Annotated in this window: 12 protein-coding genes; 4 read left to right on the plus strand and 8 right to left on the minus strand. The window is 61.3% G+C overall.

Going from position 1 to position 14,856, the window contains the following annotated elements; genetic code table 11:
- Positions 1–303 precede the first annotated feature (303 nt).
- Complete coding sequence (locus AC628_RS05445) at positions 304–729, minus strand: nuclear transport factor 2 family protein (RefSeq protein WP_074125715.1); 426 nt, start codon at positions 727–729, stop codon at positions 304–306.
- Positions 730–854: 125 nt separating this feature from the next.
- On the opposite strand from AC628_RS05445, the gene AC628_RS05450 reads away from it, so the two are divergent.
- Together AC628_RS05450 and AC628_RS05455 are read left to right on the plus strand one after the other, a co-directional pair.
- The gene (locus tag AC628_RS05450) at positions 855–1,424 is read left to right on the plus strand and encodes a bifunctional transcriptional activator/DNA repair enzyme AdaA (RefSeq protein WP_074125716.1); all 570 of its coding nucleotides are present in this window, start codon (positions 855–857) and stop codon (positions 1,422–1,424) included.
- 659 nt (positions 1,425–2,083) lie between these two features.
- Positions 2,084–3,646: a 2-isopropylmalate synthase gene (locus tag AC628_RS05455; RefSeq protein ID WP_050419311.1), complete on the plus strand. Its 1,563-nt coding sequence runs from the start codon at positions 2,084–2,086 to the stop codon at positions 3,644–3,646.
- 100 nt (positions 3,647–3,746) lie between these two features.
- On the opposite strand, the gene AC628_RS05460 is transcribed toward AC628_RS05455, so the two are convergent.
- On the minus strand, positions 3,747–5,129 hold the full coding sequence (locus AC628_RS05460) for an FAD-binding oxidoreductase (RefSeq protein ID WP_074125717.1): 1,383 nt from the start codon (positions 5,127–5,129) through the stop codon (positions 3,747–3,749).
- 307 nt (positions 5,130–5,436) lie between these two features.
- Here AC628_RS05460 and AC628_RS05465 point away from each other — a divergent pair, with 307 nt between their 5' ends.
- A complete protein-coding gene (locus AC628_RS05465) occupies positions 5,437–6,414 on the plus strand; it encodes a LysR family transcriptional regulator (protein ID WP_074125718.1) in 978 nt (325 codons plus the stop codon).
- A gap of 85 nt (positions 6,415–6,499) precedes the next feature.
- On the opposite strand, the gene AC628_RS05470 is transcribed toward AC628_RS05465, so the two are convergent.
- From AC628_RS05470 to AC628_RS05480, 3 genes are read right to left on the minus strand one after another with little or no spacing between them, the layout of a single operon-like run.
- Entirely contained in the window at positions 6,500–7,216 is a 717-nt protein-coding gene (locus AC628_RS05470; RefSeq protein WP_074125719.1) for a class I SAM-dependent methyltransferase, read from the minus strand.
- 6 nt (positions 7,217–7,222) lie between these two features.
- Positions 7,223–7,993, minus strand: a complete 771-nt coding sequence (gene rfbF, locus AC628_RS05475) for a glucose-1-phosphate cytidylyltransferase (protein WP_074125720.1) — start codon at positions 7,991–7,993, stop codon at positions 7,223–7,225.
- 45 nt (positions 7,994–8,038) lie between these two features.
- Positions 8,039–9,289 carry a class I SAM-dependent methyltransferase gene (locus AC628_RS05480; protein ID WP_074125721.1) on the minus strand — a complete coding sequence of 417 codons (1,251 nt, stop codon included), beginning with the start codon at positions 9,287–9,289 and terminating at the stop codon, positions 8,039–8,041.
- A gap of 199 nt (positions 9,290–9,488) precedes the next feature.
- Between AC628_RS05480 and AC628_RS05485 the strand changes: the two genes are divergently transcribed.
- Positions 9,489–10,658: a Gfo/Idh/MocA family oxidoreductase gene (locus AC628_RS05485; RefSeq protein WP_074125722.1), complete on the plus strand. Its 1,170-nt coding sequence runs from the start codon at positions 9,489–9,491 to the stop codon at positions 10,656–10,658.
- Here AC628_RS05485 and rfbG read toward each other — a convergent pair.
- From rfbG to AC628_RS05500, 3 genes are all read right to left on the minus strand, one after another.
- On the minus strand, positions 10,624–11,679 hold the full coding sequence (gene rfbG / locus AC628_RS05490; protein WP_074125723.1) for a CDP-glucose 4,6-dehydratase: 1,056 nt from the start codon (positions 11,677–11,679) through the stop codon (positions 10,624–10,626). The two genes, AC628_RS05485 and rfbG, sit on opposite strands and share 35 nt — an antisense overlap.
- A 40-nt stretch (positions 11,680–11,719) precedes the next feature.
- Positions 11,720–12,721 (minus strand): glycosyltransferase family 2 protein, encoded by a 1,002-nt coding sequence (locus AC628_RS05495; RefSeq protein ID WP_074125724.1) that lies wholly within the window; start codon positions 12,719–12,721, stop codon positions 11,720–11,722.
- Between the two features lie 85 nt (positions 12,722–12,806).
- Positions 12,807–14,477: a glycosyltransferase family 39 protein gene (locus tag AC628_RS05500; protein ID WP_074125725.1), complete on the minus strand. Its 1,671-nt coding sequence runs from the start codon at positions 14,475–14,477 to the stop codon at positions 12,807–12,809.
- Positions 14,478–14,856 lie beyond the last annotated feature (379 nt).

The following is a 14,856-nucleotide window of genomic DNA, read 5'->3' on the forward strand; positions in this document are numbered from 1 at the left end:
GGATTTGTGCCGCTGTTCCGAGCATCGATCGGGATAGTGAAAGCAGTGATGTGAGGTGAGCACTCTGTTCGGCTCCCTCCCCCCTTGCGGGGGAGGGTGGGGAGAGGGGTAAGCCCCGGGCGAGATCATCGTGATAAGCGGAGCTATGGCAGTCTTGGTTGCCGAGACGCTCAGTGACAGAGCGCGTCGTGTGTCACCCCTCTCCCTAACCCTCCCCCGCAAGGGGGGGAGGGAACCCTTCCATTGGTGCGTCCCTTACATGAGTGCGTGACTGCGCCGGAGCGCCGGCGCCGAGCGCACGCTTCACGCCGCAGCTTCTCCGAACACCATCTGCCAGCTCTTGCGCGTGTCCATGTATTCGCGCACCTGCTTGATGCGGCCTGCCTCGACCACGAACACGAAGCAATAATCATTCTCGTAGGACCGGCCACCCGGCAGCGTCGCGCGCATGCGCTCCTCGACGATCACGCTGTTGCCGTCGGCATGAACGGCGCGGAACGCGATGTCGATCTCGGTGAACAGGCGGTGCATCTCGGTCGAGATGAAGCGGGCGATCGCTTCCGCGCCGATCATGTGATCGGTGTGATCGAGCGCGACCGCCGTGGCGTTGCGGGCCGGTGCAATCCATTCGGCATCCGGCGCGAACGCGGCGGCAATCAGCTTGGCGTCGCGGGTCCTGAACGTCTGCCAGGCGTTGAGGACGATGTCCTTGTTGGTCGGGCTGGTCATTGCGATGTCTCCGGGGTTGATCGATCGGTTCGATCTAGGCCGGCGCGGCGGGAGGTGCTGGCCGGAATCGGACCTCATCACCGCCGGCCCCTTTCTTCGATCGCGCGATGCGCTAGTGTCCCGCCATGCTCAGCTTCGAGGTCTGCAACGCGGCGCGGCTGCGGCGCGACGCGCGCTATGACGGCCGCTTCTTCACCGCGGTGAAGACCACGCGGATCTATTGCCGGCCGGTCTGTCCGGTGAAGCACCCGCTGCCGCGCAACGTCACCTACTACCCGACCGCCGCCGCGGCCGAGGCGGCGGGCTATCGGCCGTGCCTGCGCTGCCGTCCCGAAACCGCGCCGTTCTGTCCGGCGTGGAACGGCACGCGCTCCACGGTTGCGCGCGCGCTGAAGCTGATCGACGGCGGCGCGCTCGAGCGCGGCTCGGTTGCCGCACTCGCCGACCGGCTCGGCATCACATCGCGCCATCTCGGGCGGCTGTTCGAGCGCCACGTCGGCGCGAGCCCGCAACAGGTCGCGACCACCCGCCGGGCCCAGCGCGCCAAGCGCCTGATCGACACCACGGACGATGCGATGACCGAGATCGCCTTCCGCGCCGGCTTCGGTAGCGTCCGCCGTTTCAACGCTGCCTTCGCCGACCTCTACGGCCGCTCGCCGTCGAGCCTGCGCGCGTCTTCGCGCGGGCGGAGGTGAGGGCTAGCTGCATCGCCAGCCGATGCGAGGTGAGCACATTCGTCGGGCTCGCTTCCCCTTGCCGGGGTCCGACGCGAGGCGCTTGAACGATTTCGGAATATTGGAAATGTATCCCTGAGTTGCCCGACACGTCAAGTTGCCTTGTCGAACGCCGGCAGCCGCCAGCTCCTTTGCATGGGGTTGTTTTGCGATATTTGGCCGCGCGCGGCTGCGGCAGTCGCGCAAGGGGGGAGACCCCACTGGTTGTGCGTCCCTGATGCGCCAAGCCCTCTCACCACGTTAGGTCAACCCCACTGACCATCTTTACCCATTGCGGCGGCTCGCCATAATCGTCTAGAACGACGGCGCAAAGCGCGTCCCGGCAACCAACCGTCAATGGTTTTGACCGAGGGTTTTGGCGCTCAACAGGGCCTGGCAATGCTGATTCGCGGCCAAATCGATGGGATTTCGGGGGAGGTGGCTGAGGCTACCGCCACGATCCCGGCCGCGGCGCCCGCCCTCCTTATTGGCGGCCTGCTTCTTACCTGCCCCTGAGGGCCGGCTGGGCGTCTGCGCCTGGGCACTCAGGGGTTTGTACGAGATCACCGGACCCTGATATCGCCTAAGTAATTGCTCAAGGAGCAAACATGACGGGCGCAAAGCTTAAAGGAATTTCTGACATGGCCACCGCGAACAAGTCCGAGAAGGACCGCGTCATCATTTTCGACACCACCTTGCGCGACGGCGAGCAGTGCCCCGGCGCCACCATGACCTTCGAGGAGAAGCTCGAGGTCGCCGAACTGCTGGACGATATGGGCGTCGACGTCATCGAGGCCGGCTTCCCGATCACCTCGGAAGGCGACTTCCAGGCGGTCAGCGAGATCGCCCGCCGCTCCAAGAACTCGGTCATCGCGGGCCTGTCCCGCGCTCATCCGGCCGACATCGATCGCTGCGCCGAAGCCGTGAAGTTCGCCCGCCGCGGCCGCGTCCACACCGTGATCGCGACCTCGCCGCTGCATATGCGCGTGAAGTTGAACAAGACCCCCGACGAAGTCATCGAGACCTCGGTCGCGATGGTCGCCCGCGCCCGCAACCAGATCGACGACGTCGAATGGTCGGCCGAGGACGGCACCCGCAGCGAGATGGACTATCTGTGCCGGATCGTCGAAGCCGTCATCAAGGCCGGTGCCACCACGGTGAACATCCCCGACACCGTCGGCTACACGGTGCCGGAGGAATACACCCACTTCATGCGGACCTTGATCGAGCGGGTGCCGAACTCCGACAAGGCGATCTTCTCGGTGCATTGCCACAACGACCTCGGCATGGCGGTCGCGAACTCGCTGGCCGGCATCGTCGGCGGCGCGCGGCAGGTCGAGTGCACCGTCAACGGCATCGGCGAGCGCGCCGGCAATGCCGCGCTGGAAGAGATCGTGATGGCAATCAATGTGCGGAACGACAAGTTTCCGTACTGGAACAAGATCGACACCACGCAGCTGACGCGCGCCTCGAAGGTGGTGTCCGCCGCGACCTCGTTCCCGGTGCAGTACAACAAGGCGATCGTCGGCCGTAACGCGTTCGCCCATGAGAGCGGCATCCATCAGGACGGCGTCTTGAAGGACGCCTCGACCTACGAGATCATGCGGCCCGAGATGGTCGGCCTGAAGCAGTCCTCGCTGGTGCTCGGCAAGCATTCCGGCCGTCACGCCTTCATCCACAAGCTGGAGGAGATGGGCTACAAGCTCGGCGCCAACCAGCTGGAGGATGCCTTTACGCGGATGAAGGCGCTGGCCGACCGCAAGAAGGACATCTACGACGAGGACATCGAGGCGCTGGTCGACCAGGAGATGGCGGCCGCGCACGACCGCATCAAGCTGACCTCGCTGACCGTGATCGCCGGCACCCATGGTCCGCAGCGCGCGACCATGAAGCTCGACGTCGACGGCCAGATCAAGATCGAGGAAGCCGAGGGCAACGGCCCGGTTGATGCCGTGTTCAACTGCATCAAGCGCCTGGTGCCGCACGAGGCCAAGCTCGAGCTGTACCAGGTCCATGCGGTGACCGAGGGCACCGACGCGCAGGCCGAGGTCTCGGTGCGTCTGGCGCACGAAGGCCGCTCGATGACCGCGCGCGCCGCCGATCCGGACACGTTGGTCGCATCCGCAAAGGCCTATCTCGGCGCGCTGAACAAGATCGTGATGAAGCGCCAGCGCGACGTCGTCCCGGGCAAGGCTGCGGGCTGAGGCGCAAGAGCGATCGAGAGTTGGAAACGCGGCGCCTCGGCGCCGCGTTTCTCATTTGTCAGGCGCGAACCGCCTGGCGCGCCGTCATCGCGAGTCGGCGTCAAGCGGCCGGCCTGATGTTCTGGTTGACCCGGAACAGATTGGCCGAATCATATTTGCGCTTCACCTCAGCAAGTCGCGCATAGTTGGATCCGTAAGTAGCCTTGAGGCGGGCTTCGCCCTCATCATCCATCATGAAATTCGGGTAGGCGCCGCCGAGGTCGAACGGGTGAACGGCCTCCCAATAGGCCTTGGTCCATCGTGTGATTGGCCCTGCCTTTTGCGGATTCGGATCGATTCCGGCGATCACCAACGACCAGGTCGCATCGCGGCAATTCCACGCGGTCTCGCCGCTGCCGACGCGATGGACGGCGCCGTCGATCGGGTAGAGATGCATCAGCGACAATTCGCTCGGGGTCCTTGCGGCCTGCTCGAGATGGGCGTCGATCGCGGCGTCCGGCAACGTCTTGACGAAGTCGCCACGCCAATACCACTGCATGCCCTTGGGGTAGAGCCCGTCAAACATACCCTGCACGGCAGGATAGGGCATCGTCCCCATCCAGTTGAACCATGGCGCCGGCAACGCATCGAGCAGCGGTGCCAGCGCTCCTTTGCCGTTGTCCTCGGCGCCGTCGTAGCAGCACATCAACAGGCAGATGCGTTTTCCCCAATGCTCCTGCGGAAACGGCGGACCTGACGGGATCGTCTTGAGTCCAAGGAAGACGCTGAGCTCCTCCGGCGCGGTCGGCAGGAAGTCGCGATAGTGCTGCATGATGGTGCGCGCATGCTTCTGATCCCAGGCGATCGGCCCGGCAAACACCGCATCGACCGGATGCAGCTTGAACAGGAAGGACGTGACGATGCCGAAATTGCCCCCGCCGCCGCGCAGCGCCCAGAGCAGGTCGGCGTTCTCGTCCTTGCTGGCGACGGCAAAGCTGCCGTCGGCGAGCACGACGTCGGCTTCGAGCAGATTATCGATCGTGAGGCCATATTTGCGGGTGAGATAGCCATGGCCGCCGCTCAATGTCAGGCCGGCGATCCCGGTGGTCGAGATGATGCCCGCCGGGACGGCGAGGCCGAACGCATGGGTGGCATGGTCGACATCGCCCTGGGTACATCCCGCGCCGACCCGCGCCGTGCGGGCAACCGGATCGACGCGCACGCCCTTCATGGCCGACAGGTCGATGACCAGCCCGTCGTCCACGCTGCCGAGACCGGGTCCATTATGACCGCCGCCGCGAATTGCGATGCGCAAGTCATTCTCGCCGCCGAGCTTTACCGCGGCGATGACGTCGGCGACATCGACACATCGTGCGATGAGCGATGGCCGCTTGTCGATCATGCCGTTATAGAGTGCACGAGCTTCGTCGTAATCGGTTTCGCCGTGCGCGATGACCGCGCCGCGCAAATTTTCACGTAGTTTGATTTTGGCTTCGTCACGCATGATGCTCTCCTGATCAAAAAAATCAGCAGGGCTGCCCGATGGGTTGTACTGCGTCCGTGTCGGAACAGGGCCCTGTCAATTGCTGACGCTAATCGGGGCACCCGAAAGCCCCAGTGTACCAGATTTTGGCGGTAGCTGCGTCATCCGATTGCTGAAGAGAATGGCTTTCGCTTGGAACAAAGTTTGCCCTTGAAGGGCTTTGTTGGAATCTGTTCCCAACAATCCGACTGTCTCCGGATCGGTTTGGGATTTTTTGCGCGACCGCCGGCGCTAACCTGTTGGCGTCGCTCCCGCAAGGACGCCGCCGATGCCGCTCGCTTCCCTCAATGTCGACACGCAACGCAGTCCGACGCCCTCGGAGACCGCGCTCACCCGCCGCGTCGACCTCACCACGCTCCGCCTGTTCGTCGCGGTCTGTGACGAGCAGAACCTCACCCGCGCCGCGCAGCGCGAGGGGATCGCGGCCTCGGCGGTGTCGAAGCGGATGAACGATTTCGAGCTGGCGTTCGGCGTCACGCTGTTCAAGCGGCTCGCCAAGGGCATGGCGCTGACGTCGGCCGGCGAGGCGCTGCTGCATCACGCCCGGGTCACGCTGCTCAATGTCGAGAAGATCGCGGTCGAGCTCTCGGAATATTCGCAAGGCGTGCGCGGCCATGTCCGCATGCTCGCCAACCTCTCGGCGATTGTGCAGTATTTGCCCGAGGACCTCTCCGCCTTCTTCGCTGCGCATGAGCTGCTCCGCGTCGATTTGCAGGAGCGGCCGAGCGGGCAGGTGGTGCGCGGCATCGAGGAGGGGGCGGCCGAGATCGGCATTTGCGCGGCCGAGGCCGACAGCCGCGCGCTCGAAGCCTTCCACTACCGCTACGACAATCTGGTGGTCGTGATGCGGCCGGACCATCCGCTGGCCGGCCGCGAGAGACTGCTGTTTACCGAGACGCTCGACTTCGACCACATCGGCCTGCACACCGCGAGCTCGATCTATCTGCGCTCGCAATATGCGGCGACGCAAGCCGGCAAGACGATGCGGCTGCGCATCAACGTGCCCGGCTTCGATGCGGTCTGCCGCATGGTGCAGGCCAATATGGGGCTAGGCCTGATCCCCGACCGCGCCTTCGCGGTCGTCGGCGCCGGCATGGGCCTGCGCGCGATCCCGTTGCGCGACGATTGGGGACAGCGCGAGCTGAAGATCGTGGTCCGCGATGCCGCGCATCTGTCGGCAACCGGCCGCCTGACGCTGGACTATCTGCGCGCGGTCGAAACGGACCGGGTCGGGCGAGTGAGCTAGACCCCGATCCGGAAAAGTGCGAAGCGGGTTTTTCGCCGGCGACAAACGTGAAGCGTTTGCGCGGAGGTCATGGTCAAGAGAAGAGCTAAAGCGAGCGGTTGACACCCAACGTATAATACTGCGCGCCAAACGGTAGCAACGAAAAGAGCCGGTCAACTCTGCGGAGCAAGGGGCCGGCCGCTGGCACCGAGAAAATGTATCGCGTGCCGATATCGTTGAAGCCGGCACCCTTGAGAAGCGTTTCGGAATCACGTCGTTTCAACAGCACCGCGTCCTTGTCGAATTCACAGGTGTTGACGATGCGGCGGGTCACAGGATTGAATGGATTGTGCTCGAAGATCGCGAACAATCCTCCAGGACGCAGTACCCGGCGCACGTCGGCAACCAGCGCCGACCTCAGTGCAATAGGGACGTGATGAAACACATTGATCGCGAACGCGCAGTCGAATGACTTGTTGCCGAACGGCAGATGGGTGCCGTCAAAGACTTCGTAACGGATGCCAGGGTTGCGTTGACGCGCCACTGCGATGCTGGCACTCGAAACGTCAACTCCCGAAATCCCGCCGACCCGATCGGTCAATTGCTTGTGGGCATTGGCAACGCCGCAACCGACGTCAAGCAGCTCGGCTTTGGCTGCGCCGCCCTGACGTGCGTCGAGGATATCGACCAGATAGTCATTTTTAACGCGTGCGAAGAAGTCGATATCGAGGCCCGAAAAATTCAAGGCCTTGTTGATCTCTTCATTGTAGTTTGCCGTATAAGCGTCGAACTCGGCACCCTTGATATCGTCCGGCTGTGTCATCGGTTGTCACCATAGCTTCCAAGGCGCGGATCCTGAGGCCCACATCTCTTCGAGCTCGCGCTTCTCTCGCAGCGTATCCATCGCCTTCCAGAAACCTGGATGGCGATAGGCCATCAATTGTCCATCGGCAGCCAGCCGTTCCAGCGGTCGACGCTCCCAAACCGTTTCATCGGCGTCGATATAGTCGAGGACGCCAGGTTCGAGGACGAAGAACCCGCCATTGATCCAGCCCATTTCGGCGTCCGGCTTTTCGTGGAATCGCGATACGGCATCATGCTGGTCCATATCGAGAATGCCGAAACGGCCAGGTGACGGGACTGACGTCACCGTCGCGAGCTTCCCATGCCTGCGATGGAATGCGATCAACTGGGCAATATCGAGATTAGCGACACCATCGCCGTATGTGAGACAGAAGGTCTCATCTAGGTACGGCGCAACACGTTTGATGCGCCCGCCGGTCATGGTATTCAGGCCGGTATCAATGATCTTGACCGTCCAGTCATCGAGCGGTTTGGGCGTAAGGTAGCGAACTTCGCGCGTGGCGGTGTGAATCTCAATGTCGTTGGTCTCGAGGAAGTAGCTGGCGAAATAGTGCTTGATCATCGACGCCTTGTAGCCCGCGCAGATGATGAAATCATTCAGCCCGGCTGCGGCGTAGAGCTTCATCACGTGCCACAAAATCGGCCGCCCGCCGATTTCGACCAGCGGCTTGGGGACGAGATCGGTTTCCTCGGAAAGACGCGTGCCGAACCCGCCAGCGAGAATGACCGCTTTCATGTCTTGGCTCTCTCAGTTCGCCCATCGTGGCGCAGTTGGGCGGTCTCACGCGCCAGGTTGAAAATCCTGCTGGCTCAGAATGTCGATCACCGGACCATCATAGCCAATATCTTTGAGATAGTTGCGTATCTCCACCGGAATGTGCCACGCCAGATTGAGCAATGGATTGGCGCCCCGTGGGGCCTTGAGCAGGTCGTCGTCGGAGCCGATCGGAATCCGCGTGCCCGGCAGGTAATGGCCGATCTTCATCGAACCGGGCTTTTCATGAACGATTGAAATCGAGTCGTTGTCGAGCGCCAACAGCTTGATCAGGATGGCGGCGCGGCCCGGGAACGCCTTGCCGCGAAGGGGGCCATTCTTCTGTGCAAGAGTCCTCAACTCCTGACTCTTCTTGTCGCGCCAGCGCGTTACGCCGCTGCGGAGTGTTGCGAAATCCGAGCCGAAGCGAGCCTCCTTGGCCTCGAGCTCCTCTATGGCTGCGGGCTCTACCGCGGACGCCAGCTTGCCCGTAAAAATGCGAATGTTGCCGCCATAACGCGCGGGAAACTGCACGTCGATCAGATTGAGACCAAGCGCGCGGGCGATGAACACGAACGAGCGGTAGCTGTATGTGCGCGGATGCTCGTGATAGAAAGTATCGAACTGATTGGTGAGCAAGACCGATCCGAGATAGTGGTTCTCGATCACCAGGATAGTCTTTTCGCCGATCAAGCGCTTCAGCGCAGCGATTACGCCGCCGAGGTCTTCGATGTGCGCGAACACGTTGGTGAAGGTGATGAAGTCCGGCTTGCCGTGCGTGGTGACGATCTGCTCTGCCGTTGCTTCGGTGAAGAAATCATGGATGGTCGAGTGTCCTTTTGCCGCACAATCCTGCGCGGCTGAGGTCGGCTCAACGCCGATGGTGACGGCACCCTTTTCACGGAAGAAATCGAGCAGGCTTCCGTCGTTGCAGCCGACATCAACGACCTTCCTGCCGGCGATCAGGCCGAAGCGCTGCTCGCAGGAATCGGCAAGGCTCTTCATTCCGGAGAGCACGTCGGCGGTAAAGCGCGACCGGTAGTGATAGCTCTCCGGAAACAGTTCGCGTTTTGGAACCTGGAAGCGCTGGTGTGCGGTCCGGCAATTGTCGCAAAAGAGAATCTCGATCGGGTACTCGGTGCACGTTCGCGAGCTTCCGATCGCAACCAGATCGTCGCACATCGGATGGGTCCCGAGATCCAACACGGGAGCCAAGGTGCGGCTGCCGCACACTTCGCAATGATCGATCTCATTCGCCGGCACGATTGTCGAATTCATTCGGGGGGTCCATGTGACAAGTTTTACTACGGCGCGTATTGTAGTATCGAAGCCGCCTTAGCTTGAATTACGTGCTGACTTTGCGTATCGGGCTCCGTTTGTCAAAGGCTAAGGTCCGCGGGCGGTCGGTGTTGTGCGCTAGCACTGTCTCGCGTTCGGCGGGTTGCCAGAACTCGCGGGGATAGTTAGGGCGAGAACGATGAAGATATCGGTCATCGGCGGCGGGCGTTGGGCCCGAACGATCGCTTCGGTACTGTGCGGTCTCCCGGGGCGGGCAGACCAGATCACGATGCACTCGCCGAGCAATGTCGCGGGCCTCCAGGCCTGGGCTGCGCAATCGCAGTTTGCCGACCGGTTGAGTGCTCTGAACACCTGGCCGACCTGTGGAGCCGGCCCGAAGCGGCCTGATGCCGTCATTGTCGCCAACCGCGCGGAAGACCATTTCGAGGTTGCGGCTGGGGCCCTGATTGGAGGTATTCCGGTATTGGTGGAAAAGCCCGTGGCTCTTGCGCGTCGCGATATCGATGAGCTCAACGGCATTGCAACGGCCAAGAATACGGCGTTCGGGGGCAGCCACGTGTTCTTGTTCGCACGATACGTCGAGACCTATGCGGCTTCCTTGGCTTCGCTCGGCAGGCTGCGGTGCCTTCGGATGATTTGGACCGACGGCGCTTCGGACCTCCGTCACGGGGAAGCCAAGAGCTACGACCCGGCGGTGACCGTGTTCGACGATGTGCTGCCTCACGTCGTGCCGATGGTCGGCGAATTGCAGTTCCGCGATCTCTCACTCGTTTCGCTGGATGTTCGAGGCGGCGGCGCGCGTGTGGCGATCGAAGCGGAAGCCAACGGGCTGCCGGTTTCCTTGCTCTTGGCGCGCAACGATCAAGGCCGGCAGCGGCGGATCGAAGTCGAGACCGAAAGCGGCGTTGCAGTACTCGACTTCGCCGACGAGCCAGGCGTCATCGATATCGCAGGAACGCGCGTGAACGGCGACCCGCACTGGATGACGGCGCTCCGGCCGCTGGGGACAATGCTTGCCGCGTTCATCGCCGCTGTGGAAGGCGCACCACTGGACCGGCGTTTGTCGCCGGACTGGGCCATCGCATCTGCCGCATTCGCCGAGGCCGTTCGCGGCCGCTACATCGCGCACCAGGCTGAATGGTTGGTGGCCCGCTTGGGCGAACCGCTCGATAGCGAGCTGCTTTATGCGCTTGCGGAATTCGGCAGCCCCGAAGCCGGGAACGCCGACGGCATCTCGAAGGCCTGGCCGGCGATTGCCGATCAAGCCGAACTCAAGATGTTCCTGGCCAGAAGTCGGCTATTTTCGACGCAGGCTAAGTCCCGTATCGGGATATCTGCGCGCGCATAAGTTCGAGCGCGTCCTTGCCGTTCGCGAAATCCGCATACCATTGTGCCGTCCATGCAAGCGTCTCGTTGACGTCGAGCCGCGGCCGCCACTGCAACGTCTTGGCAGCCAGCGCGCTGTTGATCCGCAGTGTCTGCTTTTCTGGTGGGAATGAGCCTGACGCCTGCTTCCAGACCTGTCCATTGCCCAGTCCTTCGCCGATCGCCGCCGCCACCTGGGCGACCGTCAGTGATTCATCCGTTAGCGGGCCAAAGTTCAGGGACGGTGGATCGGCCGCACCTTTGTTGGCGAGGTATTCCGCGAAGCCGAGGTAGCCGGAGAGGCAATCAAGGACATGCTGCCACGGCCGGGTCGCCGCAGGATAACGCAGCTCGACCGGAGCGCCTTTTTGTGCGGCCCTGTAGAGGTCCGGAACGAGCCGGTCGCTGGAAAAATCGCCGCCGCCAATGACGTTGCCGCCGCGCGCTGAGGCCAGAGGCACCCCGAGCGGTCCAAAGAAGCTCTCGGCGTAGCTCCGGACCACAATTTCTGTCGCGCCCTTGGACGCGCTGTACGGATCTGAGCCGCCCAGGGGGGCGTTCTCGGGAAACGCCAAGCCAGTCTCCGTATTCGCGTAGACCTTGTCACTGGTTACGATCAGAATCGCCTGCAATCTCGGGTTGGGGCGCAGCGCTTCCAGCAAGTTCACCGTACCCATGATATTGCTGGCGAAGGTTCCGACCGGGTCGCGATAGCTTTCCCGAACCTGCGCCTGTGCGGCCATATGCAAAACGATCTCGGGTTCGGCTGTTTTGCATATTTCGGTCACTGCCGGCACGTCGCGCAGATCGGCATGATGGCTGTCGATCGCTACGTGTCGTCCGATGGTTTGCCAAAGATTAGGTTCAGTCTGGGGGGGTAAGGAAAACGCGGTGACCTTGGCGCCGAGATCGGCCAGCAATACACTGGCCCAAGCGCCCTTGAAGCCGGTATGCCCGGTCAAGAGGATACGGCGGCCGCGCCAGAAGCTTGGGGTCAAATTCAAATGCCCCGCCGCGGATTACATGGTGTGAAAAGTGCTGACGTCATTGTTTGCTCCGATCTGCGGAGATATTCGTGGTGGTCTCGACCGTCACCAGCGGCCTGAAGCGGACTTGCTGATAAATACGGCTCACATATTCGCCGATAATGCCAAGGAAGATTGCGTTCAGGCTGATCCCGAACAGCATAACGACAATGAGCGTCGCAAAGCCGCTCGGCCACGATCTGCCCCGCAGCAGCGCCTCGACGACATAAAACAGCCCCAGCAGAAAGACAGCGACCGAGATCAGGAGGCCGGCATAGGATGCAAGCCGCAGCGGAAGAACCGAGTGCCCGATTATCCCGTCAAGAGCGAAGCCGACCAGTTTCCGCACCGGGAATTTGCTGCGGCCGTGTATCCGCTGTGTCCGGTCGTAGGGAATGCCGGTCTCGCGCGCGGCAAATGAAGATATGACGCCGCGGACGTACGGGTTGTAGTCGTTCAGTTCCTTGAGTCGGTCGATCACGGAGCGGTCGACCAGGCGGAAGTCGCCGGCGTCGCGGGTGATCGGATCATCGGAAATGTAGGTGAGCAGCGCGTAAAATGCGCGGCGACCGAGCGTGAGCAGCCGTGCTTCCTCGCGGCGTCGGCGCAAGCCTACGACTACATCATGGCCCTTTTCCCAAAGCGCAATGAATTGCGGAATCAGTTCCGGTGGATCCTGAAGATCGCAATCGAGCTGAATCGCTGCGTCGCCGGATGCGTTTCGGTAGCCGGTCAGTAGCGATCGCTGAAAACCGTAGTTGCGCGTGAAGCGGATCACCTTGACCCTGCGGTCGGTCTTGGCAAGTGCAGCGAGACGTTCGAACGTTCGATCCTCGCTGTGATTGTCGGTGAAAACAAACTCCAGATCGTATTGGGGCAGGTCTTCGAAAATAGCCATCAGCGCGGCGTACGCGCGATCTATGTTGGCTTCTTCGTTGTAGACCGGCATGACGAGCGAGATCAGCCGTCTTGGTGTGTTCGGCTCTCGCTCAGGTGTCCCCGTATCGACGTTGCTGTTCATGTCAGATCGATGCTGCTTGTGCAACGAGCCTTCTAGGCGAGCCGCCCAAGATATGCAACTCTTTGAACGAGCGGCCGAGCGGGCGTCAGTGTTGGTCGTCGGAAGGTTTGTTGGGCTTCCGCTTATAAATCTTCAGGGTCGGTCCGACGCGCGGCCTGTCGATCGGCTGCCAGATCCCCTCCAGGAGCGCGAGCGAGGATCTCACCCGAAATTCAAGGCTTGGCCATGGTGTGAGATAGGCCGGCGAGGAGGCCGTCGTCCCGCTGGATTCGGGAGCGATTTCCTTGACGAAGGTGATTCCCTCCGCTGCGGTCGGGCCGGGTGCCGGGGTTGGAACGAGAGCTTGGTACATGAGCATCGAAAACGGATTCGGATCGTCCGCAGCGAGGTGTTGAGTCTCGATCAATTTGGCGTAGTGCGGGCTTCCATAGAGACTGCTCGAAAGGACGATATATTCAGGATCGAGAGCGTCGACGCCGCTCCATGTCAACACGCCTCCATACATCTTGGCGTTCTTGAATATCTTTGGATCGAAGTAGCCAAGATCATCGAAAACGATGCGGGCATCCGGCGGAATACCGCCTTTTGCAGCCCAGTCGTTCAGTGCCAACAATGTGCTATCGCGATGGTGGAGCGCGAGCGTCTGGTTGACCAGTGCGAAGACGTGGTCGGTGCCGAGATATAGCGTTGCGAGGAAAACCGAAGTGAGTGTGATTGGACGTGCTAAGCGCCCGAACGGCTTGGCAAGAAAAAACTTCAGCGATGTTACGACGAAATCAAAGCTGAGCATCGCCATGAGAGGGAGCGCGACCAAAAGGTATCCAAGAATGATCCAAAGCTTGCCGAGAAGAGCGTAGTAGGCAATCTGAGACAACGAGAGTATTGCGGCCAAGAAGAGGGCTCGTTTGCGCGGCGTCGAGAACCCGCCGATCAGCGCGTGCAGTAATCCTGCCGCGGCCAACGTTGAGCCAAGCGGGCCAACGTAGTCATAGATAGCCTTTATCCAATCCCAAGGCGTGAACGTTCCCAGGGGGCCACCCGAGCTGCCGACTATCCGCCATTGCGCGAGCCAGGACTGGACGTAGTAGGGCGTGATGACTGCGTAAGGATTCGTACCGATCCAACCCACCAGGGCCGCTGCTCCGAGGACGGCAACTCGCTGGGCAATTACCTTCTTGTCCCATTTCTCAGCGCCTGTCGCACGGATTCCCATCAAGAGCGCAGCCGTTGCTAACGGTACCGTCCACGCACCTCCAAACTTCGTCCCCTGCACCAAACCACAAACCACCCCCAAAGCGACGAGGCTTGAAAGGAGCCCGTCATCTGAATGGCGTAGTGCAAGTCCGAGTGCCAAGAGCCCGAAATAGACCTGAAGCGTATCCGGATGAATGGTCGTCATGTAGTAGAAAAAATAGCCATCCGTCAGCAATACGGCGCAGGATAATATTCCGACAACAACACCCGCATGCTTCCTTGCAAAATTGTACACAAAAAGCAGGCTCATCAACGCAGCGAGCATCGATATCGTTCTGAGGATAATGGGGGCGGTTGGAAAGGCAGGGAGTCCCACCAGGCGCGCCGCCGCGTAGAAGGGACTAGCGATATCGAACATCACAGCGCCGTAATAGACGATGTTGTTGTATCGAAGCGTTCCCCAATATGCCGGGATTTTCTTGAAGGCTTCCGCTGTTGGATCAAGGTAGTTGGCGGGGTTGCCAAAAGGCTTGGCGACCGTTCCATCGAGCGCCAGCGTCATCCATGGTTCATCGTTGGCGAAAGCTGCCAGCAATTGAGGGTTATCAGTGTTGCGTGGAACAAGCGAACCGATACAGATCAAACTTAGGAGGAGAATTGGTGCGATATATCGATCCAGGCGAGCATATTCGCATACAACCTCCAGTATGACCCTAACGGGACGAACCCCAGCCCAAGTGCCTTGCAAAACCATCTCTCCGAATCGCTGAATAGGCTGCCGCGCCCTCTTTGCCATTCCGCGGGACGTTCGCGCGCTTCATTCAATGGATGTCCAGCGTCACCTGATAAGGGAAAGCCTCGCAAAGACAAGTCACTAACAGTCTCGATGACAGCGGAAGATCTTTTTCGTTCGGCTTGTAGCTCGGAAACAGGCAGCTTGC

The organism is Bradyrhizobium sp. NAS96.2 (genome assembly GCF_001908235.1).
Classification (GTDB): Bacteria; Pseudomonadota; Alphaproteobacteria; order Rhizobiales; family Xanthobacteraceae; genus Bradyrhizobium.

Bases quoted from the DNA above. Each gene is read 5' to 3' on its own strand.
- AC628_RS05445 (WP_074125715.1), bottom strand. From the start codon at position 729: ATGACCAGCCCGACCAACAAGGACATCGTCCTCAACGCCTGGCAGACG.
- AC628_RS05495 (WP_074125724.1), bottom strand. From the start codon at position 12,721: ATGAACAGCAACGTCGATACGGGGACACCTGAGCGAGAGCCGAACACA.
- AC628_RS05465 (WP_074125718.1), top strand. From the start codon at position 5,437: ATGCCGCTCGCTTCCCTCAATGTCGACACGCAACGCAGTCCGACGCCC.
- AC628_RS05470 (WP_074125719.1), bottom strand. From the start codon at position 7,216: ATGACACAGCCGGACGATATCAAGGGTGCCGAGTTCGACGCTTATACG.
- AC628_RS05450 (WP_074125716.1), top strand. From the start codon at position 855: ATGCTCAGCTTCGAGGTCTGCAACGCGGCGCGGCTGCGGCGCGACGCG.
- AC628_RS05485 (WP_074125722.1), top strand. From the start codon at position 9,489: ATGAAGATATCGGTCATCGGCGGCGGGCGTTGGGCCCGAACGATCGCT.
- AC628_RS05480 (WP_074125721.1), bottom strand. From the start codon at position 9,289: ATGAATTCGACAATCGTGCCGGCGAATGAGATCGATCATTGCGAAGTG.
- AC628_RS05455 (WP_050419311.1), top strand. From the start codon at position 2,084: ATGGCCACCGCGAACAAGTCCGAGAAGGACCGCGTCATCATTTTCGAC.
- AC628_RS05460 (WP_074125717.1), bottom strand. From the start codon at position 5,129: ATGCGTGACGAAGCCAAAATCAAACTACGTGAAAATTTGCGCGGCGCG.
- rfbF (WP_074125720.1), bottom strand. From the start codon at position 7,993: ATGAAAGCGGTCATTCTCGCTGGCGGGTTCGGCACGCGTCTTTCCGAG.
- AC628_RS05500 (WP_074125725.1), bottom strand. From the start codon at position 14,477: ATGACGCTGGCGCTCGATGGAACGGTCGCCAAGCCTTTTGGCAACCCC.